The following is a 26,308-nucleotide window of genomic DNA, read 5'->3' on the forward strand; positions in this document are numbered from 1 at the left end:
GGATGGATGCCATGATTACGCCTACGCTGCTTGTGCTGGCCGCCGGAATGGGCAGCCGCTACGGTGGATTGAAACAACTGGATCCCGTGGGTCCAGACGACGAAACGATCATGGATTACTCGATCTTCGACGCCCGTCGTGCGGGGTTTGGAAAAGTTGTATTTGTGATTCGCAAGGAGATCGAAAAGGCTTTCAAAGAGAAGATCGGATCTCGCTTCGAGAAGCGGGTTCCCGTGGAGTACGTATTTCAAGAGGCCGGCAAGCTCATCCCCGGATTCTCGCTGCCAGACGGCCGTACCAAGCCGTGGGGTACAACGCACGCAATCTTGATGGCTGCCAACGCGATGCATGAACCATTTGGCGTGATCAATGCGGATGATTTCTACGGCGCGAGCAGCTATCGGCTGCTGGCGCAGCATCTGCTGTCTGGCACGCCGGACTACGCGATGGTGGGATTTGTTTTGCGCAATACGCTCTCGGAGTTTGGCACGGTGGCGCGCGGGGTATGCCACGTAACGGACGACGGCTACCTGAAGGACATTACAGAATTGAAGTCGATTGAACGCGAAGGTCCGCGCATCACCAACATTGACGCCGAGGGGCAGGAGACAGTATTGACCGGCGGTGAAATGGCCAGCATGAACATGTGGGGCTTTACGCCCGCGGTGTTTCCTCAACTCTACGAACACTTTCAACGCTTTCTGAAGCGCCATGGGGACGATCTGAAGGCCGAGTGCTACCTTCCGAGCTCGGTGAATACGCTGATCCAGGCGGGCCAGGCGCGGGTGAAAGTACTGCGCTCGTGCGACGCGTGGTTTGGCGTGACGTATCGCGAAGACCATCCGCGCGTGGTGCTGAGTGTCGGCCGACTGATCGAGCAGGGGGCCTATCCGCACAGGCTGTGGCGATGATCGACTTGCTCAGCCTCGTCGCGATCGCGCGCGGGTTCGAAGTCCAGGGGAGATTTCGCAGCGCAAAGCCGTACGGGAGCGGGCATATTCACGATACGTATTGTGTGACGTTTGACGACGCCGATCGGGAAGAGCAGATCATCCTGCAGCACATGAACACGACAATCTTCAAGAATCCAGTCGCGGTGATGGAGAACATTGCGCGCGTTACCGATCACCTGCGATCTCGCCTCGCAGGTGAAGCGGATGTTGGCAGGCGTGTGCTGCAACTCGTTTCAACGCGAGACGGCGCCGGCTGGCATGTGGATGCGGAGGACCGGTATTGGCGCGCATATCGGTTTATTGAGCAAGCACGTACGTTCGATTCAGTAAGCTCGCCGAGACAGGCTTTCGAGGCGGCGAAAGCGTTCGGTGAGTTTCAGCGGCTGCTTGCGGATTTGCCGGCGCCGCGGCTGCACGAGAGCATCCCGGATTTTCACAACACCGCGAAGAGATTTTCCGCGTTTGAGCGGGCGGTAGCTGCAGATGCGGCTGGGCGTTGCGAGGCGGTGCAGGGCGAGATTGCGTTTGCGATGGCGCGCAAGACGCTGGCGATGGCGCTGCTCGGTGCGGGATTGCCGGAGCGGGTGACGCACAATGATACGAAACTGAATAACGTGCTCCTGGATGATGAGACCGGCGAGGGCATCTGCGTGATCGATCTCGATACGGTGATGCCGGGGCTGGCGGCGTACGATTTTGGCGACATGGTGCGTACCATGACATGTCCGGCGGCCGAGGATGAACGAGATCCTTCGCGTGTGGCGATGGATTTCGACTTGTTCGACGCGGTGCTGCGAGGCTTTCTCGATGGGGCAGGGAGCTTCTTAACGGCGCCGGAGCGCACATCGTTGATTGCCGGCGCGAAGGTCATCGTCTTCGAGCAGGGAATTCGCTTCCTGGCGGACTATCTCGCGGGCGACACTTATTACAAGGTCAGTCGGCCGGAACAGAATCTGGATCGATGCCGCACGCAGTTCAAACTGCTGGAGTCGATCGAGCAGCAGGAGGACGAGATGATGTGCCTGCTGCGTGCCCTTGCGTAGTTTCGATTAGGATGAAGCCGGGGATCTTTCCATTGCTTATCAAGTTATTCCGCATCGTTTTTATCGTTATGTTTTGCGCACTCTGCGCTGTCGCCCAAGCTCCGCGGCAGCAACCGTATGCGTGGAAGAGCGTGCAGATTGTCGGCGGCGGTTTTGTCGACGGCATCATCTTTCATCCCACTGCGCCGGGAGTTCGCTACGCGCGCACGGACATGGGCGGGGCATACCGCTGGGATGACGCGGCGCACCAGTGGCAGCCAATGCTCGATTGGGTTCCGTATACAGACCTGAACCTGATGGGCGTGGAATCGATTGCCGTCGATCCGAACGATGCGAAGCGCGTGTACCTTGCCTGCGGGACGTACACCAACGCAAGGACGCCGAATGGGGCCATTCTGCGCTCGGCCGATGGGGGACGGACATTCGAGCGAACGGACGTGCCCTTCAAGTTTGGCGGCAATGAGGACGGGCGTGGTAACGGCGAGCGGATGGTGGTGGATCCGAATGACGGGCGAATTCTTTTTCTAGGGACGCGGCATGACGGGCTATGGCGCTCAACGGATCGTGGTGTGACGTGGGCGCGCGTTACGAGCTTTCCGGATGTGACGGAGGCGATGCCGCCGATGCCTGCGCCGGTTGCGGGCGAGACGCCGGAGCAGCGGTGGAGGCGGATGCCGGTTCGGGGGAGCGGGATCGTCTTCGTCAAATTTGCTGAGCCCATTTTTTATGAAGGTGCAGCAAGGCCTACTGCGCCGATCTATGTCGGCGTGTCGTTGATGAATCGGGCGAATCTTTTTGTTTCGCATGATGCGAGCGCGACGTGGCGGGAGGTTGCCGGCGCGCCGACGCAATATCGGCCAACACGTGCCACGCTTTCGCTTTCATCCCTGTACGTTACTTATGGCAATGCGCCGGGGCCGTCGCCGATGACGGATGGCGCGGTGTGGAAACTGAACCTGCAGACGGGCGTGTGGACCGACATCACGCCGGACAAGCCGGTGAAGGGAAGCAGGGAATTCGGATATGCGGCGGTGTCGGTGGATGCGAAGCATTATCAAACGCTGATTGTGAGTACCTATAACCGCTACAAAGCGGGCGGCGAGGACATCTTTCGGTCGACGGATGAGGGCGCGACGTGGAAGCCGATCTTTACGGGAGAAAGGGCGAGCGCCGGAACATTTGACTACACGCTGGCGCCGTACGTGAAGCCCACGCCGATTCACTGGCTCTTCGATATCGAGATCGATCCTCTGAACTCGGATCATGCAGTGTTTACGACTGGCTACGGCGGGTGGGAGACCTTCGATTTGACAGACGCCGATCGGGGCAAGCCTACGCACTGGAGCATCCTGGCGAAGGGAATCGAAGAGACCGTCGCGCTGGAACTCGACAGTGCGAGCGAGGGCGCGCACTTAGTCTCCGCGATCGGCGACTATGGCGGGTTTGTGCATTGGGATCTGGATCGGCCAGCGCCGGAGGGATCGTCGGCGCCTCCGCGCATGGGCAACACGACAGGAGTGGAGACGGCGGCGCTCGATGCGAACCTAATTGTGCGTGTGGGCGTGAGCGCGGCGCATAAGCCGGGCGAGAGCATTAGTTATTCGGTGGACGCGGGACGGACGTGGAAACCGTGTGCGTCGGCGCCGAGAATGCAGAGCAGAGCGGGATCGATTGCAGTTTCGGCGGACGGCACGACCTGGGTTTGGACGCCCGAGCGCGAAGCCGCATACGTCACGCGCGATCACGGTGCGAAGTGGACCGCGGTGCAGGGATTGCCGGAGGGGATGCGGGTGATCGCCGACCCACTGGACCCGATGAAGCTTTACGCGGATTCGCTGACCGACGGGATGTTCTACTACAGCATCGATGGAGGGGCGACGTTTGTTGCGCGGAAGGGTATGATCCGCGGGCCGCTGCCTGCATCGTCAGCGGGCCAGCGTGGCGACGCTCGCGGCGGTCAGGATCGGCTCTATGCCGCGCCGGGGCGCAGCGGCGATTTGTGGCTGGCCAGCTTTGACGGCTTGTATCACGCTTCGCTGAACACCGGTGGAGGCGCGTCATTCCGCATGCCGGATGTGACCGAGATTCACGCTTTCGGATTTGGGAAGGCGGCTCCCGGCAAATCGTATCCGGCGCTTTATCTTGTGGGCACGATCAGTGGGCAGGCGGGGATTTTTCGATCCGATGATGAAGCGAAAAGCTGGGTGCGCATCAACGACGATCAACACCAGTGGGGATTGGTTCTGCAGATTGCGGGCGATCCGCGCATTTATGGACGCGTATATGTTGGCACGCATGGGCGAGGGATCCTTTACGGTGATCCGGTACGGTGAAATCTCAAGCCGGCGCGTAGGGTTATGCAGGTGTGGGGCGACCGAAAAGCAACTGCAGGTTCCTCGACTCCGCTGCGCTGCGCTCGGAATGACCGAGCTTGGGTGGAATTTCCCGTCATTTCTTTCGACCGACTATTGCTTCGTGTCCAGTGGATGCTTGGCGTCTTCGAAGAACTGGTTCTGCAGCTTGAGGCTTTCGTCATCGGCCTTGATGGCCTTGATAGCTTCAGCGATCTGGCGTGACCACTCCTTCTGATCGAACTGGCCTAATTCCTTGTTGGCGGCCGAGGCGTCGCCCGCATAGTGATTGGGGAAGCGCGCGTACCACCAGATGCCCGTGTAGACGGACTCGGGCAGATGCAGCCGATGCTGATCGGCGCCGGACTGCTGGTTGGCGCGATCCTGGTGGACGAGATCGGGCCGGGCGATGAGCATGCTGGAGGTTTCCACTTCGCCGGCATGCATGTCGAAGGGCGTTTTGAGCGCGGGACGGCCGGCGACATTTTCGTTGGGCAGGCCGAAGACGTAGACGACGTAATCCCGCTGGCTGGCGAGCTGGGCCTGCGCGAAGAGCGGCAGCAGCGAATTGTTGCCGCCGTGCCCGTTGACGATCACGATCTTCTTGCAGCCGTTGCGCGCCATCTCGCTGACCGTTTCCTGCAGCAGCGCAAGTTGTGTGGAGAGGGAATAGGCGAGGGTGCCGGGTTGCTGGCGCGCTTCGAAGATCTGGCCGAAGTAGTATTCGGGGAAGACGACGGCGTACTCCTGCTTCACGGCGTCTATCACGGCGAAGCGGACGTCGAGCAGGTCCGTGCCGAGGGGCAGATGCGGTCCGTGTTTCTCAATGATGCCGAACGGCAGCACGCAGACGCCTTGCGACTGGTGAATGGCCTGTACGAAATCGGGAGCGGTGAGTTCCTCCCATTTTGCGGAGAGGCCGGACTGCGAAAATGCGTGGCCCGCGAAGAACAACACAAGAAGAGCGACCAAGGCACTACGAACGAACTTCATGATTCACCTCGAAGGATCAAAACAGGCGATTCTACTCCGCTCACCGCACGCGCGTCATTTGCGCTAATCCAAGAGCGGTCAAATGCGAGTGCCGAGTGCTTACGGCCAGGAAATTGCAAAGCAGACGCAGGGGCTAAAGCGCTCGCTTCTGCGGCACTTTTCGGCATGGCTGAAGCCGTGCCCTTTAAAGCGACGAGCTTTTCCGAAGACGGAGAAGGCCGCGAGAGTTTCTGCGGCCATTCTTCGCTCATTCGGCGCGGAGGGCGTTGACGGGGTTGACCTGGGCGGCGCGGCGCGACGGCAGATAGCAGGCTATCCATGCAATGGCGATCACGACCAGCGTTGCCAGCGAATAGGTCCAGGGATCCATGGGACTGACCTTGAAAAGAATTGACGCCAAGAAGCGCATGGTGGCAAAGGCTGCGCCGACTCCGAAAGCCGCGCCGATGGCAGCCAGCAACAGCCCTTGCCGGACAAACATCGCGGTGAGCGCATCGCGCTGAGCCCCGAGAGCCATGCGGATGCCGATTTCGCGGGTGCGCTGGGAAACGGCGTAGGAGATGACGCCGTAGATGCCGACGATACCGAGCAGCAGGGCCATGCCACCGGCGACACAGAGCATGACGAGGGTGAAGGATGTGCGGGCCATGGACTTGGTGTAGAGTTCGCCGACGGTGCCCGGATCGGCGAGGGGCAGGTCGCCGTTGATTGACCACACTGCCTGCTGCACCTGGCTCAGGAAAGCTGCCGAGCCGGCGCGCGGCGAGCGAATGACAAACGAAATAGCACGTCGCACATCCTCCGGCTGCCCTTCAAACTTGGCCAGATACACCGGCCAATAGACTGTCGTCGGTGGCTTCTGGCTAACGCCGTCGAAGTAGACATCCTTTGCGACGCCGATAATCTCGCGCCAGTCGTCGGTGTTGGCGACGCGGATTTTCTTACCGAGAGCGTTCTCAGGCGTCCCCCAATATTCGCGCGCCATGTTTTCCGATACCAAGGCGACAGGTCGCTTCTCGTAAGTTTCAGCCCAGGTCAACTCGCGCCCTGCAACTAGCGGTGTTCCCATCGTGGAGAAGAAACCAGGGGATACATTGACGAAGCGCCGAATGGGAGGGATTTCGCCATCGCGATAGGTGCGGTCCTGCGCGTAGAGCACATCATTCGAATCGTTTCCGTCCATCGGAATATGACTGGAATAGGCTACCGATGAAACGTTGGGAATGGCAGCAAGTTTGTCAGCGATCGCCTGCTCCATATGGACCACGTTTGCCCTTTGAGTTTCAGGAATGGTGGATTCGGGCACGTAGATGCGGAACTTGAGCAGGGAAGTCGGATCGGCGAATCCCGGTGAAACATTGGCCAGTGCACGGAATGTGCGAATCATGAGACCAGAGCAAATCAGCAGGACAAGCGCGAGAGCAACCTGCACGACAACGAGCGCTTTGCGCGCGCGATGCCTTTCGCGGCTCTGACTCAAAGCGCGTCCGCCTTCGCGCAGGCCGGTATTGATCTGTACCCCGGAGTACTTGATCACAGGAAGCATGCCGATAACCACGCTGACGAAGAGCGCGGTTCCGGCAGCAAAAAGTAAGACGGGGAGATTAATGCCAATCTCGTGAAGACGGGGCAGACCGGTGGGAGCAGCCGCCACGAGCACACGTAGTGCTGCAAAGGCGAGTGCCAATCCAATTACGCCGCCGGTGATTCCCAGGACCGCGCTCTCGAACAGCAGTCCCATGGTGATGTTGGCGCGGCCCGCGCCGAGGGCGGAGCGAACCGCCAATTCCTGGCGGCGGCCTTCAACGCGCACCAGCAGCAGATTGGCGACGTTGGCGCAGGCAACCAGCAGCACCACGACAATCGATCCCATGAGGACCCAAAGGACGTTTCCTACATCGCCAACGACATCTCTCTTGAGGGTATGGACGTCTACGTTGATCTTTACTTTCTCAAACAGCGCCGCGCTGAACCCCTCGGGCGGCGGAAAACTGTGAATTGCGATGGGCAGCAGGCGATCCAAATCGGTGTCGGCCTGTTTCAAAGTCACGCCCGGTTTGAGCTTGGCAATTCCGCGAAAGCTGAAGTTGCCGAGCTTGACCTTGCTGCGATCGAGCTGCATGGGCAAAAACAGTGCGGCGTTGTAGTTGTCCAGGAACTGGAAATCTCCAGGCAGTACGCCGATGATCTCGCGGTTGGTGCCATCGACATTGAGTGTCCGCCCGACGACGGAATTGCTGCCGCCGAATTTTTTCTGCCAGTAGTTGTAAGAGAGAATGATGGTCTTGGGTGCGTCGGCGGTGTCGTCGCGGTGTGTGAAAAGTCGACCCAGGACTGGCCTTACGCCGAGCATGGGCAGGGTTCCGTCGGTCACATCCATCCCCGAAACATGCTCAGGAGTTCCAACGCCGGTGACGGAGAGGGAGTCTCCGTTGTACATGCCGACGTCTTCAAGGGTCGAACTCTGCTCGCGATCGATGAAGTAGAGGAATGGCGCCATGTTCAGGTCGCCTTGAAAGCCGATTGCCGGGGCAGAGTGCCAGATACCGATGAGCCGATCGGCCTGCGGGTAGGCGAGCGGCTTCAGGAGAACGCCCTCAACCACACTGAAGACCACGGTGTTTGCCCCAATGCCGACCGCCAGCGTAATCAGCGTGATGGTGGTGAAAAGGGGAGCACGTGCGAGCCTTCTGAAAACTTGCTTGAGCTGATCGGTGAAGAATGCCATGACCGGCCACCTGACCTTTTGGGGAATGTGCGGGATTCCGCTTGCGGCCGCGAGGAACATTCGGCCGCAATCAAGGGTACGCTTTCATCCGGTGAAAAGTTCGCTCAAATCGGCCTGCTGTGACAAACGGGGTATTTGGCGGGACGGAGCGGACGTCGCGCCAGCCGGGTGCTACTTGATGCCGACAACCATGGAGTCGGGTCCGACGAGATGCTCGACGCGGGTCTCGCGGAACCCTGCTTCTTTCATCCAGCCCACGCAGTCGGCGCCGGTGTAGTCGAAGCCGCCGGGGGTTTCGATGAGCATGTTCAGGCTCATCAGGAGACCGAAGGCGTTTTTCGATCGATCGTCATCGATGAGGGCCTCGTAGACGACGTAGGCGCCTCCTGCAGGGAGTGCTTCATAGGCCTTGCGGATGAGCATCTTTTTCTCTTCGAGATTCCAGTCATGCAGGATGTGACCCATCATAATGACGTCGACCTGGGGCAGGGGATCGGTGAAGAAGCTGCCGGGCTTGAACTTCACGCGCGACGAAAGGCCGTTTTCTTCGACGTATTCCTCGAAGACGGGCGCGACCTCAGGCAGGTCGAATCCGGTGCAGGCAAGATGCGGATTCTTGAGGGCGACCTGGACGATGAGATCGCCCTGTGCGGTGCCGCAGTCGGCGACAGTCTGATAATTTGTCCAGGGAAATTTGGCGGCGATGGTCATGTTGGCGCCGCGGCTTATGCCGGTCATGGCGCGGAGAAATCCCTTGAGTCGCGTTGGGTCGGCGTAGAGCGCGGCGAACGGCTCAACTTCTCCCGAGGATTCACTCTGGTTTTGGCCGGTGCGAAGCGCGGTGGTGAGGAAGCGCCAATGGTTATACAGACGTAAGTTTTCCATCTCGAGCATGCCGCCAATATAGGAAGGCTTGTGCTTGTCGAGAAAGACATCGCTGGAGGGGGTGTTGCGGTATTGGCCGTTCTCGCGGTCAAGAAAACCAAGGGCGACAAGCGCATCGAGAAAGTCGCGCGAGGAGCGGGGATGAAGTCCGAGACGGCCGGTGAGCGATTCGAGGCTCTCCGGGCCTTTGGCGAGTTCGGTGAAGACCTCCATCTCAACAGCGCTGAGCAGTGTTTTCGAGGCCCAGAAGGCAACACCGGTTTGCAGAATGTGATCGGGGCTGGGTGCGGACGTGGTCATAGTGTCTCTTTCGTTCGGAGGTTCTCGATTCGCCCTTGAGAGAATCCGGCAAGCATTGAATGGGAAGGATCGGCTTGCGGCGGGGAAGTTGGGCTATTGCGAGTGAGACGAGTTTACACGACGATGAGTTGGGCGGGGAACGGGCAAAGGTGAGAGGCAGAGACGAAGCTGACAGGGAACTTATTGAAAGAGCAAATACCTGGCCATCTACTGGTTGAAGTCCGAAGAATTATCTATGTCGCCATCTCGCGCTGCATGGGGAAAGCGATTTCAGGTGGCGAGTCGGACAGAGTATCTTTTCTATTCCCATCCGGAGTCATGGATGCCTCGCGGAGGGAACGATGTCCGGCCTTTTGCTCCAGGGGCAGAAAGACAGAGAAGACAGTCCCGGGAGATTGGGAGAGGGTGCTGCTTTTCACCTGGATCGTTCCGCTGTGTCTATTGACAATTTCAGAGCTGATCCAGAGGCCGAGCCCTGTGCCGGTGTCGCCTTTTGTGCCGACAAAGGGCTCGAAGAGTGTCTTTCTGATTTCAGGGCTGATGCCAGATCCGCTGTCCGCGACGGTCAAGCGAACGCCGGGACGCGCCCCATTCCTGTGTTCGCGGGTATTGGAGACCCGGATCCTCAGTCTGCCTCCCGGATTTGAAGCGTCCAATGCGTTCCCGATCAGGTTCAAAATGACCTGGCGAAGTTCGCCGGCCATTGCAACAATTGGCGAACACTCTCGAAAATCTCTCTCAATCGCGATTTCGGCGTACGCCAATTTCGACTGGTAGAGGATGAGTGCGGAGTCAACGATCTCAGTGATGAACACCAGGGTTGGCTTGCTTGGTTCACGGTAAAACCTGAGGGTCTGGGTGACGATTTCAGATATGCGCGCCAATTCCTTCTCGGCGATCTCTTTGTGCTTTTTCGCCTCTTGCAACGAAGATGAGGTGCCGATCAGGTAAAGGAGATTGGTCACGGATGCGAGCGGATTATTGATTTCGTGCGAAATGCTTGCAGCGAGACGCCCGGCAACGGCCAGCTTCTCCGATCGACGGAGTGCTTCTTCCGCGGCGTGGTTTCTGGCGATGTAGTCCCGCATCTGATACTGGCGGCCACGGCTGCGCAGTGCAGCCTGGAGGGTGCTGACGAACGTTTCGGGTCGAACGGGTCGCTCCAGCAACACCAAGTTTCCAAGAGGCTCTCGAACGCGCATTCTTCTGCGGCTCTCCTCATTGATTTCCCCACCCGCTGCGAGGAGGATCAGGGGAAAGTCAGACCACGAAGGTTGTTCGGCAATGCGCGCCGCCCACAGGGAGATCGCGGGCAAGGTGAGGGCTTCCTCGGCCAGAATCAACGCTCCGGCGCCTGCTTCGAATTCGACCAGAGCCATTTCCGCAGTCGCTGAAGGGAAGGAAGAGATGCCATTGCTGTCGAGAGGATTGGAAATCAGCAGGCCATCCCGTCCTGTTGGAGCAACGACCAGGACGCGGAGTTCATTCTCCTGCCCGGTCACGTGGTTCCACCCGCCTTTTCGGACGATTGTGTCAATCGCAATCTATCAACGCCACCGCGGTAGGTTGGAGCGCCGATTAAGACGCCTTCGAATTCCGTCAATATACTTCCTACTTCAATGGCCCCGTTCTTCATGACCAATTCGCGGATCGTGCGTTCATGTTCGCCACTGCGTTTCTTGATTACGGAGAGCGCCTGGCGCACTTCGCCCGCCGCCTCGAAGTATCGAAACAGAAGGACGGTATCTGCCAGATAACTGACATCGACTGGAGTGTCAATGTTCGTTCCCACAAATCCATGCTGGACAACAGTCATCAACGTTGCAACTCCCTTCTGGCTAAGGTAGGCCAACAGTTCGTGGAGTTGCATGGCGAGGAATTTCTCGCCGGGCATGGCATTCAGAAAGCCGTTCAAGCTGTCGATGATCAGGAGCTTCAGGTCCTGGGTTTCGACCAATTGGCGAATCTGGTGGACGAATTGACCGGGCGAGAGTTCCGCGGCATCTACCTGGCGAAGGGTGAATTTTCCAGCGTCAACATGTTTCTTGATATCCAGCCCGAGACCCTTGCCCCGGATCAGCAGAGTCGCTAACGATTCATCGAAGGCGAAAAGTGCCGCGCTGCCTCCGCGTTCGACCTCAGACACCGCGTAGCGAGCTGCGATGGTGGACTTTCCGCAGCCGGCGGGCCCAAGCAAAAGGGTGCTGGTGCCGCTATCAAGACCTCCGCCGAGCAATGTGTCAAGCGCCGCGATGCCACTCCTCAGTTGCGTTGGCGGCAGAGCCAGAAGATGCTCAGAGGCCACGAGGCGGGGATACACTTCCACGCCGCCCCGCCTGATGCAGTAGTCATGGAAGCCCTCGCGGAATCGGGCACCGCGCAATTTCTTCACTTCGAGGCGGCGTCGTTTGATGCCGTACTCCCGCTCCACGCTTTCCATCATGATCACGCCGTGGGCAATGCTCTGGAGTTGCAGATCATGACGCTCGGAGGTGCGATCATCGAGTAACAACACGGTGCAATTGCGGCCCGCGAAATACTGCTTGAGTCCGAGGATCTGCCTTCGATACCGCAGGGAATCCCGAGCGAGCAGGCGCAATTCGGACAAAGAATCAAACACCACGCGCTCCGGTTGTAGTCTTTCCACTTCGGATAACACGGCGTTGGTGGTGTCAGCCAACTCGATTTCAGAAGGATTGAAGACCGTGTATTGTGCCTCAGGCTTCAGATGTGCTTCGTCCGGCGCCAACTCAAATATTTCGATCCCATCGAGCGACCAGCCGTGCGACGCGGCGATCTCGAGTAGTTCAGTCTTCGATTCGGAAAGAGTGACATACAAGCCCTTTTGGCCGCGACTTGTCCCTTCCATGAGGAATTGCATGGCGATTGTGGTCTTGCCCGTACCAGGGTCGCCTTCGATCAGATAAAGGTGATTACGGGCCAGGCCTCCGCCGAGAATGTCGTCAAGACCAACAACGCCGGTGGCAAATTGTTCTGGCGACGCAGCTGGAACAGCTACGTTTGATCCTTTTCCATTTGAAGATTCTGCGGTGCCGACGGTCTGCGTAGATTTCGAATCCACGGTGAACTCCTTTCGCGAGAATTAAGGATCGGCCATGATCGGCTGTCCTCCGCGTTGTGTTGGAAGTACCTTGGATTCGGACGGCTCCACCACGAGCGATCCGGCGTCGTTTGACGCAACTGCTTGCTCAGTTCCCTGAATCTTTGCCGAGGAAGTATGTGTCAGCCTAAATATGCCTGCGGGCCAGAGGCAATTTCTGTGCACTTTTATACAGAGTGGAATTCAGGCTTGTTTTGAGGCTTTTTTTGTCTCGGCTGCCTGTCTGGGAAACCAAGAATGCTGGGCCTCGCCGCGTTGTCGCCAGGCAACTTGTCGTGAAGAACGATGTTCAGCAGCGACTTTTTGACACGAATGCGGCCGTTGTAGTTGATGAAGCCGAGCTTGCGAAAGCGATTCATGAAGAAACTGACGCGGGACCGTGTCGAGCCGATCATCTCGGCCAGGGTTTCCTGCGAAATCTTTGGTATTAAAGACTCGGGTTCGCCGGGCTTGCCAAACTCCGCCATCAGGAGCAGGACCCTGGCAAGGCGCTTTTCGCTGGAGTTGAACAGCTGGTCGACCAGGTCGGCTTGCGTGCGTATGCCCCGCATCAACAGGAACTTGAGGAACAAATCTGAGAAGTCATGCTCACCATGCATCGCGCGAATCATCTCATTGCGCTCAATTCTGAGTGCGGTGCAAGGCGTGAGGGCAGTCGCTGTGGTCAGGCGCGCTCCACCGACGGAAGCAAGCGATTCCTCTCCCACAAAATCGTGAGGGGCCAACATCGTGATGGTGGCTTCTTTGCCTTCATTGGAGACAACCGTGACTTTTGCGCGACCTGTGCGGAGATAGTAGACGCAATCGGCAACATCGCCTTGCGAGAAAAAAGATTGTTTCGCTTTAAGTTCGACAGTTTTTCGGTCGATTCCGGATGTCTCTAGAAAGGCCTCAAGATCGAATGCGGGTGGAGCCATTCCATTCATTTTAGAGACCCTTCAGGTCAGATAGCGATTGCGGACCGAACGGAGAATGCCTCTTCGGGATTCGAACGACACCTGACACAGTACAATTCTGCCACGATCGTGGAATGAAAACTGTATCGTTTTGCTCACTTATGTCGCTTAACGAACAAAGACCCATCATTAACGGCCGGTCTGGAACTCCAGCCCTCAAATAAATTGAGCCTGCTTTCTCCGGGAGGAGGGAGTGCCGTAATCAGCCTGGGCGGCCAATTCAATGGCGATCGGTTAGAGTCCGCAGAGCTTTTCGGCGCTCTCCAAAGCTGGTATGCTGCGTGCGCAGAGAAAAGCGATTTACGCGAGGAGTGCAAGGCAATGTGGTTCCTGGGAATGGATGTGGGTACGGGTGGCACGCGGGCTGTTGTGGTGGATGCCGACGGAAAGCTGATCAGCGGAGCATCGAGCGAACATGCTGCCTTCCGGACGCCGCACCCCGGGTGGGCTGAGCAGGATCCGGAGGACTGGTGGCGGGCCGCGCAGGAAGCCATCAAGTTTGCGCTGGCGGCCGCGCCGGAACCGCATCAGCCGATTGCCGGAATTGGATTGACGGGGCAGATGCACGGGGCGGTGATGTTGGATGAACATGGCGCGGTGCTGCGGCCTGCGCTGATCTGGTGCGATACGCGCACGCAGCCGGAGTGCGACTGGCTGACGGAGAAAATCGGCTACGAAAGGCTGATTGAACTCACATGTAATCCCGCGCTGCCTAATTTCACGCTGACCAAGCTGCTGTGGGTGAAGACGCACGAACCGGAAATTTTCGCGAAGATTCGCCACATCATGTGCCCGAAGGATTATGTGCGCTACCGGTTGACGGGGGAGTTTGCGATCGACGTGCAGGAGGCGAGCGGAACGCTGCTGCTGGATGTGACGCATCGGCGCTGGTCGAAGGAAGTAGCGGAAGCGGCGGGGATTCCCGAGAGTTGGCTGCCGAAGGTGTACGAGTCGCCTGAAGTCTGCGCGCGGATCAGCGAGGCGGCGGCGGGGTTGACGGGATTGAAAGCCGGAACGCCGGTGGTAGCGGGCGCGGGCGACCAGGGCGCGGGCGCGGTGGGCATGGGCATTCTGCAGCCGGGCTCGGTGTCGGCGACGATCGGAACTTCAGGTGTGGTGTTTGCGGCCACGGCGCAGCCTACGAAGGATCCCAAAGGACGGATGCACACGTTCTGCCATGCAGTGCCGGGATTGTGGCACGTGATGGGCGTGACGCAATCAGCCGGATTGAGCCTGAACTGGCTGAAGCAGACTTTCTTTGCCGGTCAGAATTATGACGGGATGACGGCGGCGGCCGAGAACGTTCCGGCGGGAAGCGAAGGGCTGATGTGGGCTCCGTATTTGCTGGGCGAGCGAACTCCGCATCTCGATCCGCGGGTGCGTGCGGCGTTCGCAGGGATTTCGACGATCCACACGGCGGCGCACTTCACGCGTGCTGTGCTGGAGGGGGTCGCTTATTCATTGCAAGACACGTTCACGCTGTTTGGGGATCTGGGGATTCCGGTGAGCGCGGTGCGGCTTGGCGGAGGTGGAGCGCGCGGTCCGCTGTGGCGCAAGATTCAAGCCGGTGTGTACGGGCAGGCGGTCGAGGTGCTCACGGCGGAAGAGGGCGGGGCGTTCGGTTGCGCGCTGATGGCAGGTGTGGGGACGGGGCATTGGGCGGACCTCGATGCGGCGTGCGCGCAGGCGATTGACGTGGCACGGCGCATCGAACCGGATCCGGCCGATCTTGCCGCGTACAAGGCGGGATATGCGGAGTGGCGCAAGCTGTATCCGGCGCTACGGAGCCTGGAATAGGCGAGCGTTTTGGTGATGGATAGGCGGAATTTTGATCATTTGATGGTGAAATGATGATTTCCGCGTATACATGCAAGATGCCGATGCTATAGCCTTGCTGCAAATTGTTTTGCCGGCGAGGGCCTGATGCGTCTACTTCTTCCTTTGGTTTCATTGGTAATTGTGTGTGCCAGTATTGGCGCGAATGCGCAGACGAGTGCCGCGCCGACGTGCGCGGATCTTCAACTGGTCCCCTCGCCTCGGGAATGTTGGAAGTCGAATTCGTTGAAGGAATACCACGACATTCCGATAGTCCAGCTCGATGTAGTCATCTCCAACAACGGTTCAGAGCGTGAGGCTGCGCTGGCTGCAATCGGAGACTTGAACGACTTTCTGCATGCGCGAAATGTAAAAACCATCAACACTGGCGAAGCTGGTTCTGCGGCGCTTATCGGATTCTTTCTCGCAGACTCTGACGCGGTGCGTCGTGTTCTTAAACGCGACAAAATAGAGTTTCTTCCAGCAATGCATGACGAGGGCTACGTTATCAAGCCGGTTGGCAAACGTGGCGTCATGATCGTTGCTGAAACTCCAGCGGGATTGTTCTATGGTGCGCAGACGGTCAAGCAGCTTATTCGTGGCAGGGGCAAAGATGCTGTCTTGCTGATTCCGACGATTCGCGACTGGCCGGCGATGCCTCATCGCGGACTGTCGGATGACTGGTCGCGCGGGCCGCTTCCGAATATGGAGTTTCTGAAGCGCGAGATTCGCACGCTGGCAGCATTCAAATACAACATCTTCTCGCCTTACTTCGAGCACACGTTTGCGTATGCCAGCACGCCGGTTGCTGCTTATCCGGGCGGAGCGATGACATTTGACGAAGGGCGTGAGCTTGTTGCGTATGCGGCGAAGTATCACATCACGATCATTCCGGAGCAGGAGGCCTTCGGGCATCTGCATCATGTGCTGAAGTTCGAGCAGTATTCCGGGCTTGGAGAAACGCCGCGTGGGGCGGTGCTTGCGCCGGGCGATCCGGGAAGCCTGCCGCAGATCGGCGAGTGGTTTGGCGAACTGGCGAAAGTTTTCCCGGGGCCGTATGCGCACATCGGTGCGGACGAAACCTCGCAGCTTGGGCTGGGACGCACGCACGATGAGGTAGCGCAGAAGGGGCTGGGCGCGGTGTATCTGAATTTCCTCTCGCAGATTCACGAGCAGCTTGCGCCGTTGCACAAGAGGTTGCTGTTCTGGGGTGACATTGCGGAGAACTCGCCGGAGCTGGTGGGCACGCTGCCCAAGGACATGATCGCGGTCTCGTGGCACTACGACGCGAAGCCGGATTTCACGAAGAACCTGGAACCGTTCCTCAAATCCGGGCTCGAGACGTGGGTGGCTACGGGAGTGAACAACTGGAATCGCGTGTATCCGGACAACAACGAGACGCTGGGGAATATCAAGAACTTTGTGCGCGACGGGCAGAAGCTTGGCGCGAAGGGGATGCTGAACACGGTTTGGAACGATGATGGCGAGGGCATCTTCGACGAGAACTGGTTTGGCGTTTTGTTTGGCGCGGCGGCAGCTTGGCAGCCGGGGGAGAGTTCCGATGCCGACTTTACCGCGTCGTATGGACAGGCATTTCACGGCGACGAAACCGGCAAGATCAGCCAGGCACAGCAGGAGTTGATGGCGGCGCACACGACGCTGAAGAATGCCGGTCTCGAAGATGCGCAGGATTCGCTTTTCTGGGTCGATCCGTTTTCGCCGGAAGGACAGCAGGTTGCCGCAAAACTTGTGCCGGTTGCGGCAGAGATGCGGCTGCACGCGGAGAAAGCCATTACGCTGCTGGCGCAGGCTCGCGCGGCGGCGAAGCTCGACAACACAGAAGCGCTCGACGCGATGGAACTGGGGGCGCGACGCATCGACTTTATCGGTTACAAATTCGAAGCGGCGGAGGATTGCGCGGCACTTTATGCGAAGGCGCAGGCTGCGGCAGGGGACAAGAGCCGGCGGAGCGAGGTGTCGGAAGCGCTGTATACGATCGGCTCGAACAACGGCCGGCTTGAGGACATACGCGACGGCTACTCGCAGCTTGGACAGCTCTTCCACGATGCATGGCTGCGCGACAATCGGCCTTACTGGCTGGCCAATAATATGGATCGCTACGATCGTGCTGCGGAGATGTGGATAGGGCGCGGCAATGCGTGGAATAACGTGATCCAGCATTGGTGGGAAACGCACACGCTACCGCCGGCGAGCGAAGTCGGCTTGCCTGCGCCGCTTGCTTCCGCGGAGAAATAAGCAGGGCTTTCTTTCATTTCGCGAAGGTGGGGCCGTGGCTGAAGCGTCTCTCGTGTCAATTTCTTGACAAGCGCTGCGCGTGGCTTTGCCCTTCTCTTCTATTGATTTGAATTGTTGGAGTTTTTGCTTGACGGTCAGGATGAGCGCGCGGAGAATGGATTTCCTCGATCCAACATCCCCCACCGAGGTCCCCATGATTCTTGTCAGAATTCGCGCTGCGTTGGTTCTTTGTTGTTCAGTTCTGGTTGCAGGCTGGTCTCAGAATGTATTGGCCGCAACCCTGTGTGTGAGCCCGTCGGGTTCGCACGGATGCTACACCACCATTGGAGCCGCGGTTGCTCATGCTTCGGCCATGGACGTGATCAACGTCTGGCCCGGGACGTACAAGGAAGATGTCGTGATCGGCATGCCGCTCTCGCTGATCGGCGCGGGCGCGGGTGCTTCGATTATCGATGCAACCGGTCTCGCGAACGGCATCTTTGTCGATGGATTCGACAACGCAGGCCTGAGCCATGTGACCATTGCCGGATTCACGGTGAAGAATGCAAATTGGGAAGGCGTTCTTGTTGTGAGTGCTTCCGACGTGACCATTCGCGATAACAAAATTACCAACAATACCAAGGCCACGGCTGCTTTTACGGGCGCGCCGATGGGCTGTCCCGGTCAGCCGGCATTCGAGCTGGATGAAACCGGCGACTGCGGCGGCGGATTGCATCTGATCGGCGTCTGGGATTCGACTGTTTCCGGTAACTCAATCACGAAGAATGATGATGGCATCCTCGTGAGCGACGAGTCGGCGGCGAGCCACGACATCCTGATCCTCAACAACACGGTCATCGACAACCCCGGAGAATGCGGCATTGTGATGGCTTCGCATCCGCCCGTGGGCGCAATCGGGTCAAAGCATCACGGTGTATTTCACATCACGATCGATGGCAACGACGTGGAGAATAACGGCGTTGCTGTTGGCGGAGCGGGTGTTGGCATGTTCTCAGACGGGAACGGCCAGGGTCGCGCCTCACAAAACGTGATCACCCACAACAAGCTCGTCGGCAATGGACTGGGCGGCGTCGCTCTGCACAGCCATGTTGGTCCGAACTTCGGATTGCCGGCTGACGATATGAACGGCAACGTGATCTCGGGCAACTACATTGCAAAGAACCTTGCGGACGGAGACGACACCGCAACGGGCGGAACCGTGGGCATCAACATCAACAGCGGCGGCGGCGGAACGCCGATCCATGGAACGATTATCTCCGGCAATGTGATTACCGATGAGGATATTGACATTGCGTTCAACACGCCGGCGTGGGTGAATATTCATTTGAACGATCTGCGCGGCGGGAAGGTGGGCGTGGCGAACGTCTGCACCCTCGACGATCCGAGTTGCAAGGGTGGCATCATTGCCAGCGAAAACTACTGGGGATGCCCGAAGGGGCCGGGCTCACACGGGTGCTCGACAACCAGCGGACCGAACGTCGTGTTCACTCCGTGGCTGAGCAAGTCGGCGACGGATGACGATCACGATCACGATTGATCTCGATCTATGAGAACGGAAAAGGCCTGCCGAATTTAGCAGCAGGCCTTTCCGTTTGCGAGAGGTTTTCTAGTTGATGGCGAGGTCGGCTTGAAGCGGAGTGTTCTCGCTGGAGTCGCCGACACGGATGACGAACTTGCCGGGATCGATGGTCCAGTTGTGGCTGGACTCATCCCAGTAGCTGAAGGCGCGCGCGTCGAGTGAAATGGTGACATGCTTTGTTTCGCCCGGGGCGAGGTCGACCTTCTCGAATCCCTTCAACTCGCGTTCTGGCCGGGTGGTTTTCGCGGATGGATCGGAGACGTAGAGTTGCGCGACTTCAGCGCCTTCTACGCCGCCTGAGTTTGTTACATCGAAGCTGACCGGTACCATCGATCCCGAAGTCGCTGTCGCGGGAACGGAAATGTGCGAGAAGCTGAATGCGGTGTAGCTGAGTCCGAAGCCAAACGGGAAGAGCGGATGCTTGCCGGTGGTGGTCCAGTAGCGATATCCGACCATCAGTTTGTCGTCGTACTTGAGGTGCGGAATGTCGTAGTCTACTGGCGGGTGATTGTTTTCGGTGACATGCAGTTTTGTATCCGCGCCCTTGATGGGGTAGTAGCACTGGTACGAGGGATCGTCCCGCCAGGTGCGATCGAAGCTGACGGGCAGCTTGCCTTCGGGATCGTGTTTGCCAAAGAGCACATCGGCAATGGCGGTTCCGCCTTCCTGGCCGGGATACCACGCATGCATCAGCGCAGGGACCTTGTCGAGCCAGCGGTGCGTGTCGAATGCGCCGCCGCCGATGAAGGTCACGATGGTGTGAGGATTCGCAGCGACTGCAGCTTCGATAAGCGCATCCTGTCCCCAGGGCAGCGTGAAGCTGCGATCGAAGCCTTCGCTTTCAGTGGACGGATTGAAGCCGACGGCGACCACGACGACGTCGGCGATCGAGGCGAACTTCTTCACGTCTTCCGAGATCATGTCGGACTCATCGACGACGCCGAGCCCGAAGCGGTTGCCGGCAAAGCCGGGGAGATAGTCGGCGACGATGTTGATGGACTGTCCGGCGTTGAGATCGATGGAAGAAGATTCGGGATACTGGCCCTCTACCTGAACCTGCTCGATGATCTGCTTGCCATCGACGCTGACGGTGTAGTGATCGCTGCCTGAAGCAGCGGCGAGAACCAGGTACTTGCCGGCCTTGGGCGCCTTGAACGATGCGGTGTAGCGAATGCTCCGTGGTGTTTTGTCTGCGGGTCCCCACCACTCCTGCTTGTAGTTGTCGATCTCGCGCTGCGTTGCTGTTTCAGCGGAGCCGGTGAAGTTCTTGCTGGGGTAGGTCGTTTCTTTCAGGCTAGCCTCCCAATGCGTCTGCCGGAAGATTTCATTCATCTCCGGCAGGCCGCGGGAGTAGAGCACGTGCGTGTCTGGTCCGACGAGGTTGGCGATGCCAGTGACGATGCTTACCGGCTCAAACGCCTGTGCCTCAGATGAGCCGCCGCCGCCGGTCACAGCCGGCCATGCATTGGGGCCGATGATGGCGATGGTTTTCACTTTGGAGGCATCGAGCGGCAGGATGTGGCTCTCGTTCTTGAGCAACGTGATGCTTTCAAGCGCGCCCTTGAGGGCTATGGGGCGATCGGCAACGGAGTAGGTTGAATCGGCGGGATCGAACTGCGGGCGATCGAGCCAGCCGTAGCGCAAGGCAACGCGGAGCAGGCGCAGCACCTTGTCGTCGATTCTCGCTTCTTTTACCACGCCGCTGTTGACGGCTGGGACGAGTGTCTGCTCATTCATAAAGCGGGGCGAGGGCATTTCGAGATCGAGGCCGTTGTTGGCCGCGGCGACGCCGTCGTAGGTTGCGTCCCAGTCTGACATCAGCACGCCACTGAAGCCCCAATCGCCCTTGAGGACCTTGAGATTGAGGAAGGTGTTCTGCGTGGCGTGCTCCCCGTTGATGAGGTTGTAGGAGTCCATCACCGCGTCGACGTGGCCCTTGGTCACGGCAGCCTCGAAGGCGGGCAGGTAGACTTCGCGCATGGTGCGCTCATCCACTTCCACGTCGACGTTATGCCGGTTGTATTCCTGGTTATTGAGTGCGTAGTGCTTGACCGTGGCACTCACACCCTGGGACTGCACGCCTTCAATGTAAGGAACAACGATCGCGCCGTTCAGGTAAGGGTCTTCCGACAGATATTCGAAGTTGCGTCCGCTCACGGGGGAGCGGGCAATGTTGACGCCGGGGCCAAGCAGGAAGTTGACGCCGCGGGCGCGGGCATCGTATCCAAGGCGTTCGCCGAGCTGTTTTGCGAAATTCGGATCCCAGGTGGCGGCAAGTGCGGCGCCGCCGGCATAGGCGGTTGTCGGTCCCCAGGTGCGGACGCCGACAGAGGCGTCGGACATTTTGAAGCGGGGAAGGTTGATGGACGGCATGGCATGGGTGAACATGCCGTCGATGCCGCCGATGAGCTTGATCTTTTCCGCGAGGGTGAGTTTTGCCAGCATTGCCTTGGCTTTCGCTTCAACGGCGGGCGAATCCAGCGAAGGAGCTTGCGCCCGCGCCAGGCTGCAAAGACATAGCAGGCAGGCCAAAAAGGCCGAAGCGAACATGGAGACACGCATGAGCGAAAACGATTGAGTCAGGGAGATTCTGTAGTTTTTCATGACGGGGAGAAGCCTACCGTATTGGCCTGCTCCGTGTACACCGAAGGGCCGCGTTTTTGTGGGGACGTTGTGTCGCGCGATGAGGGCTGTAAGTTGCTTCTTTCGTTCCATTTGTGACCACAATCACATGAGGGAGTGAATGCGGTCACTGCTCTGCACCCGATGCGAGAGCAGACTCAGTAAACATCCGGTCCCAGCATCGACCGGCGCGCTCCGCGCCAACTCAGCCTGGCGCAACGAGGGAAGTCATGAGTTTCGCTTCTGGTTTGAAGACGATAGTGGTAGCAACGGATCTGGACGGGCGCGCGGAAGCAGCCTTGGAGTATGCGCGCAAATTGGCCCATGCGTACGGCGCACGGATCGTGCTGGCCCACGGGCTCGATCCCTTGGATTACGCCTCAGTCGCAGCGGTTCCCGGCAAGGTTTTGCGCAATTTGACGGAACAGGCGCGCGCGACGCTCGATCAGATGTCTGCGGACCTGGTGCGCGAAGGGATTCACAGCCATTCTGAGATTCACCAGGGAGAAGTGGCGCAGATGCTGGTGGATGTTGCGCGCCAATACGAGGCTGGGCTCATCGTCATCGGAACGGAAGGACGGCAGGGCGCAGGCCCGGTGGTGGTTGGTGCGATCGCCGAGCAGTTGGTGCGCCTGGCGCCATGTCCGGTGCTGGCGGTGGCGGCCGACTATAACGCAGGAAGCTTTCGCCCGGTGCCGGGTGGTCCTGTGATGCTGGCCATGGAGCGCAACGAGGCAACGGCAGAGGCCGCGGCCACAGCCTGCTCGCTGGCAGAAACCTTTCACAGAACGCTGATCGTAGTGCACGCACGCAAGCCCGAGCAAGCCATTGCGTTTCTGAACCCCATGGCCACAACGGTGAAGGAATTCGGGATTGAAAGCGAAGGGCGCTTTCCGGTGCGCTGCATCGTGAAGGATGGCAAGCCCGGCGATGCGATGGTGGAAGCGATCGGGCAATTTCAACCCAGCCTGCTGGTGGTTGGCGTAAAGCGCGCCAGCGAAACTCCGGGACCGCATGGCACGGCCTTCACTCTCCTGGCGCGGTCGCGCGTACCGGTTCTTTGCGTTCCTCCAGCGGCGGGGGTGGTCGCGCGGGAACAGGAAACCTGCGCCGGCGCGCAGTTCTGAGAACCCGAGCGAGGCTCAACAAGCGAAGCAGCGAAGGAATGCCACAGCGCGCGAACCGGGTCCACACGGACCGTGCCGATTGAAAGACGAGTTGCCGGACATGGCAACGGGAGACGCCGAATTCCGAAGAAGGAAGCAAGACCGCGGATGCGCGGACGAGCGAACGGCCGCTGACCTGCAATCCGCCCCGGCTAGCGCTCGAATCAGGAAAGGGGAGACGGTACGATGCAATCGAAGGCAACACCAGAGCGACGCGATGTCGCCGCGTCCCATCCGATTGCGGAATTGCTGGCCTGTCCGCCGGCAGTCGGCAATATGCTGAATGCGTCGGCGGAGAGCATTGAGTTTGATGCCGGCGACATCCTCTTCCAACAAAACGATCTCTGCAGGGGCCTGTATGTACCGATTTCCGGTTATCTGGTGCGTAAGGCGGCACGCCTGGACGCGCGGCTGACGCTGGGGACGGTGCGAGCCGGGGAAGTGGTGGAACTGGCTGCAATGTTGGGTGACGCGCGTCACACCTATACGCTAATCGGTCAATCGAAAGGAACGGCGATGCGCTTGCCTAAAGAGGCTCTGCAGCGTGCATTCGAGCTGTATCCGACTCTCAGGATGCAGCTGCTGGAGGAGCTAGCTCGCGAAGTATCAAGGGCATATGGCATGTGCTGTGTCGCGAAGTTGTCGGGACTGCGGCGCAGACCCACGGCTAGTTTGCAGGCGGAAACCGATTCACGTTGATCAAATCGGACCATTAAGGTCGGGGAAATCTACGCAAAAGAAACATAGTTTCGGGGACTCAACGTATCGAGATGCAGAAGAAGTGGGATATACTCTGAACAATTCTTCGGAATATTTATGGCCGGACTACATACTCATCACCCCCCGGAAGATTGTTTGAATTGCGAGCACCGCCATCTGCGGATGTTCTGTAATCTCACATCGGAGGCACTTCAGGATTTCGACAGTATCGGAATCATGATGAGCCACGCGCGGGGAGCGAAGCTGTTCACCGAAGGCGATGCGGCTAGGAACGTTTTCATCATCTGTTTCGGCCAGGTCAAGATTTCGTCGACTTCGCGCGACGGCAAGACCATGATTCTGAAGATCGCCGGCCCAGGGGACGTGATGGGGTTGAGCGCAGTTCTGGCCAACGTTCCGCACGAAGTGACCGCCGAAGCCATTGAACCCTGCCAGGTAAAGACGATCCGCAAGCAGGAGTTCATCGATTTTCTGGGACGCCATGGAATCGCCAGCATGCATGCAGCGCAGTCGCTGTCGGGTGAATACCTCACGGTCTTTCACGATGCCAAGCGGCTGGCGCTTTCGGGCTCCGCTGCAGGCCGGTTGGCGCGTCTGCTGCTTGACTGGGGCAAAGCCTCTTCCAACGGAAAGCCTGAGATTCGCTTCACCATGGCGCTTACGCATGAAGAAATCGCCAATATGGCCGGTACTTCCCGTGAAACCGTGACGCGCTTGCTGAACCAGTTTCGCCGCGACCAGTGGATCGTGATCAAGGGCTCCAGCATGACCATCTCCAAGCCCGATCAGCTCGAACGCCTCACCGCGTAAACTTCTTCCCTGAGTACCTTCTCGCTGCCGAGAGGAGTCGTGCCTGTGTCTCGGGAAGAAACGCTGCAACCGATCATCGATTTCATTCGCGAGCTTGACAAGTTGAAGGGCGTGGAGCGCAAGACTCGCCCGCTGGGACTCGCACGCTTTGAGAACTCCGCGGAACATAGCTGGCAGCTTGCGGTGCTTGCGATGGCCTTGTCGCGCTATGCCGAGGGTCCGATCAGGCTCGAACGCGTCGTCAGCATGCTATTGCTGCACGACATCGGCGAGATCGATACGGGCGACACCATTGCTTATGCAACGGAAGGCATGTCGGAGCGCAAGATCGCCGAGCAGGCTGCCGTCAAGCGAATCTGCGCGATTCTGCCGGGCGAACTAAGCGATCAATTCGAGACACTGTGGCAGGAATTCGAAGCGGCAAAGACGCCGGAAGCGAAGTTCGCTCATGCGATGGACCGGTCGATTCCGATCATTCTCAATCTCGCCAACAACGGGCAGAGCTGGCGCGAAAACGGCATCCGCTACGAACAGGTAATCAAGCGCAATGGACCTGCTGTGCAGGCTGGGTGCCCGGCGCTGTGGGCGTACCTCCAACAACAGCTCGAAGCATCGCGGGCGAACGGATGGTTTGGTTTTTAGCGGTTAGCGCTGTTTCCCTTGACATCTAGGGTAGAGCGCGGGTAGGCTTCCTTTACCCTTGATATCTAGGGTAGGGACGAATGGCTAAAAACGATCTGCAGGGCGCGCTCGATCTGCTCATCCTCAAAACTCTTTCGCAACTAGACTCGATGCACGGGTACGGCATCGTCCTGCATATTCGGCGGGTATCCGATGAACGGATCATCGTTGAAGAAGGCTCGCTTTATCCTGCGCTGCACCGCATGGAGCAGAACGGGTGGGTGCGCGCGTCCTGGGCAGTGACCGATTACGGGCGCAAGGCGAAGTGGTATGCGCTCACCAGGGCGGGCAAGGAGCAGTTGGCCAGCCGGGAGAAAAACTGGGAGCAGGTCGTCAAGGGCGTCGACGCAATTCTCCGCTTTGCATGAGGTGAGGGATGGCACTTTTTCGTCGCATCGTGATGCTAGGCCGGCGTTCGCGCATGGAGCGCGAGATCGAGGCGGAATTGCAAGAGCACATGCGGATGTGCATCGACGACAACATGGCGGAAGGCATGAGCCGCGAACAGGCGGTGCGCGAGGCGCGATTGCGATTCGGAAGCCCGACTGCGACGCGCGAGCGGGTATGGGCCGAGGATGCCGCGCTGGGCATCGAGGGCCTGGGGCGCGATGTACACATGGCGCTGCGCGGGTTTGTGAAGAGTCCCGGCTTTGCGCTTGTGGTTGTCGCGACGCTGGCACTCGGGATTGGGGCCAACACCGCGATCTTCGAACTTCTGGACGCAGTGCGGCTGCGCACGTTCCCGGTGCGCAATCCTGGCGAATTGGCTGAGGTCAGGATCGCGGGAGGCACCAACGGGTTCGGAATCAACAATGGCCTGCTTGGAAACTTCACTGTTCCGATGTGGCAGGAGGTGAAGGATCACCACGAGCCATTTGCCGGCATCTTCGCCTTCCGCACAGGCCAAGTGCTTATGGGTAAACTCAGCGAACCGCGCCTCGTGAATGGACTGGAGGTCAGTGGAAATTTTTTCAACGTGCTCGGCGTTGCGCCGTGGCAGGGCCGGTTAGTCGAACCGCAGGATGAAGCAGTCTGCAACTTGACGAAAGTGGTGGCGAGTTACGGTTTCTGGAAATCGGAAATGGGCGGAGCGCCGATCACAGGGAGCTCGACGCTCATCATTGGCGGCAAGACCGTGCAGGTGCTTGGCGTGACGCCGCCTTCCTTTTTCGGACTGGTCGTGGGCGATCACTTTGATCTTGCATACCCGACGTGCACACCTCCCAATCCACGGCGCGAGGTGTTTGCGTTTTCTGTAATGGGGCGTCTCAAGCCAGGCTGGAGCCTGCAAGGGCGTCGGTGTATTTTAATGCGATGAGTCCGGGGCTG

Annotated in this window: 19 protein-coding genes; 12 read left to right on the plus strand and 7 right to left on the minus strand. The window is 58.9% G+C overall.

Annotation, left to right across the window (positions count from 1 at the left end):
- The first annotated feature begins 2 nt into the window (after window positions 1-2).
- The 3 genes from WCA10_RS04320 to WCA10_RS04330 are packed head-to-tail and all read left to right on the plus strand — an operon-like array spanning window position 3 to window position 4,329.
- Window positions 3-911, plus strand: a complete 909-nt coding sequence (locus WCA10_RS04320) for a nucleotidyltransferase family protein (RefSeq protein ID WP_472821265.1) — start codon at window positions 3-5, stop codon at window positions 909-911.
- Complete coding sequence (locus tag WCA10_RS04325; RefSeq protein WP_472821266.1) at window positions 908-1,996, plus strand: phosphotransferase enzyme family protein; 1,089 nt, start codon at window positions 908-910, stop codon at window positions 1,994-1,996. The genes WCA10_RS04320 and WCA10_RS04325 overlap by 4 nt, the downstream gene beginning before the upstream one ends.
- 32 nt (window positions 1,997-2,028) lie before the next feature.
- Window positions 2,029-4,329, plus strand: coding sequence for a hypothetical protein (locus WCA10_RS04330; RefSeq protein WP_472821267.1), 2,301 nt, complete (start codon window positions 2,029-2,031; stop codon window positions 4,327-4,329).
- Window positions 4,330-4,461: 132 nt separating this feature from the next.
- On the opposite strand, the gene WCA10_RS04335 is transcribed toward WCA10_RS04330, so the two are convergent.
- The 6 genes from WCA10_RS04335 to WCA10_RS04360 form a co-directional block, all read right to left on the minus strand.
- Window positions 4,462-5,340 (minus strand): creatininase family protein, encoded by an 879-nt coding sequence (locus tag WCA10_RS04335; protein WP_472821268.1) that lies wholly within the window; start codon window positions 5,338-5,340, stop codon window positions 4,462-4,464.
- 247 nt (window positions 5,341-5,587) lie between these two features.
- Complete coding sequence (locus WCA10_RS04340; protein WP_472821269.1) at window positions 5,588-8,068, minus strand: ABC transporter permease; 2,481 nt, start codon at window positions 8,066-8,068, stop codon at window positions 5,588-5,590.
- A gap of 171 nt (window positions 8,069-8,239) precedes the next feature.
- On the minus strand, window positions 8,240-9,253 hold the full coding sequence (locus WCA10_RS04345) for a methyltransferase (RefSeq protein ID WP_472821270.1): 1,014 nt from the start codon (window positions 9,251-9,253) through the stop codon (window positions 8,240-8,242).
- A 233-nt stretch (window positions 9,254-9,486) separates the two neighbouring features.
- A complete protein-coding gene (locus WCA10_RS04350) occupies window positions 9,487-10,755 on the minus strand; it encodes a two-component system sensor histidine kinase NtrB (protein ID WP_472821271.1) in 1,269 nt (422 codons plus the stop codon).
- Window positions 10,752-12,335 (minus strand): ATPase domain-containing protein, encoded by a 1,584-nt coding sequence (locus WCA10_RS04355; protein WP_472821272.1) that lies wholly within the window; start codon window positions 12,333-12,335, stop codon window positions 10,752-10,754. The genes WCA10_RS04350 and WCA10_RS04355 overlap by 4 nt, the downstream gene beginning before the upstream one ends.
- Window positions 12,336-12,541: 206 nt before the next feature.
- A complete protein-coding gene (locus tag WCA10_RS04360) occupies window positions 12,542-13,300 on the minus strand; it encodes a Crp/Fnr family transcriptional regulator (RefSeq protein WP_472821273.1) in 759 nt (252 codons plus the stop codon).
- Window positions 13,301-13,651: 351 nt separating this feature from the next.
- Between WCA10_RS04360 and xylB the strand changes: the two genes are divergently transcribed.
- The 3 genes from xylB (at window position 13,652) to WCA10_RS04375 (ending at window position 18,938) form a co-directional block, all read left to right on the plus strand.
- Window positions 13,652-15,127 (plus strand): xylulokinase, encoded by a 1,476-nt coding sequence (xylB, locus tag WCA10_RS04365; RefSeq protein ID WP_472821274.1) that lies wholly within the window; start codon window positions 13,652-13,654, stop codon window positions 15,125-15,127.
- Between the two features lie 126 nt (window positions 15,128-15,253).
- Window positions 15,254-17,401 carry a family 20 glycosylhydrolase gene (locus WCA10_RS04370; protein ID WP_472821275.1) on the plus strand — a complete coding sequence of 716 codons (2,148 nt, stop codon included), beginning with the start codon at window positions 15,254-15,256 and terminating at the stop codon, window positions 17,399-17,401.
- A gap of 193 nt (window positions 17,402-17,594) precedes the next feature.
- A complete protein-coding gene (locus WCA10_RS04375) occupies window positions 17,595-18,938 on the plus strand; it encodes a right-handed parallel beta-helix repeat-containing protein (protein WP_472821276.1) in 1,344 nt (447 codons plus the stop codon).
- Between the two features lie 69 nt (window positions 18,939-19,007).
- On the opposite strand, the gene WCA10_RS04380 is transcribed toward WCA10_RS04375, so the two are convergent.
- The gene (locus tag WCA10_RS04380; protein WP_472821277.1) at window positions 19,008-21,695 is read right to left on the minus strand and encodes a beta-glucosidase; all 2,688 of its coding nucleotides are present in this window, start codon (window positions 21,693-21,695) and stop codon (window positions 19,008-19,010) included.
- A 137-nt stretch (window positions 21,696-21,832) separates the two neighbouring features.
- On the opposite strand from WCA10_RS04380, the gene WCA10_RS04385 reads away from it, so the two are divergent.
- The 6 genes from WCA10_RS04385 (at window position 21,833) to WCA10_RS04410 (ending at window position 26,297) form a co-directional block, all read left to right on the plus strand.
- On the plus strand, window positions 21,833-22,729 hold the full coding sequence (locus WCA10_RS04385; protein ID WP_472821278.1) for a universal stress protein: 897 nt from the start codon (window positions 21,833-21,835) through the stop codon (window positions 22,727-22,729).
- Between the two features lie 225 nt (window positions 22,730-22,954).
- A complete protein-coding gene (locus WCA10_RS04390; RefSeq protein ID WP_472821279.1) occupies window positions 22,955-23,467 on the plus strand; it encodes a Crp/Fnr family transcriptional regulator in 513 nt (170 codons plus the stop codon).
- 156 nt (window positions 23,468-23,623) lie between these two features.
- Window positions 23,624-24,298: a Crp/Fnr family transcriptional regulator gene (locus WCA10_RS04395; protein WP_472821280.1), complete on the plus strand. Its 675-nt coding sequence runs from the start codon at window positions 23,624-23,626 to the stop codon at window positions 24,296-24,298.
- Between the two features lie 45 nt (window positions 24,299-24,343).
- A complete protein-coding gene (locus WCA10_RS04400; protein ID WP_472821281.1) occupies window positions 24,344-24,940 on the plus strand; it encodes an HD domain-containing protein in 597 nt (198 codons plus the stop codon).
- Between the two features lie 80 nt (window positions 24,941-25,020).
- Window positions 25,021-25,347 carry a PadR family transcriptional regulator gene (locus WCA10_RS04405; RefSeq protein WP_472821282.1) on the plus strand — a complete coding sequence of 109 codons (327 nt, stop codon included), beginning with the start codon at window positions 25,021-25,023 and terminating at the stop codon, window positions 25,345-25,347.
- Window positions 25,348-25,355: 8 nt separating this feature from the next.
- Window positions 25,356-26,297 (plus strand): permease prefix domain 1-containing protein, encoded by a 942-nt coding sequence (locus WCA10_RS04410; RefSeq protein ID WP_472821283.1) that lies wholly within the window; start codon window positions 25,356-25,358, stop codon window positions 26,295-26,297.
- Window positions 26,298-26,308 lie beyond the last annotated feature (11 nt).

The organism is Occallatibacter sp. (genome assembly GCF_049582745.1).
Taxonomy (GTDB): domain Bacteria; phylum Acidobacteriota; class Terriglobia; order Terriglobales; family Acidobacteriaceae; genus Telmatobacter.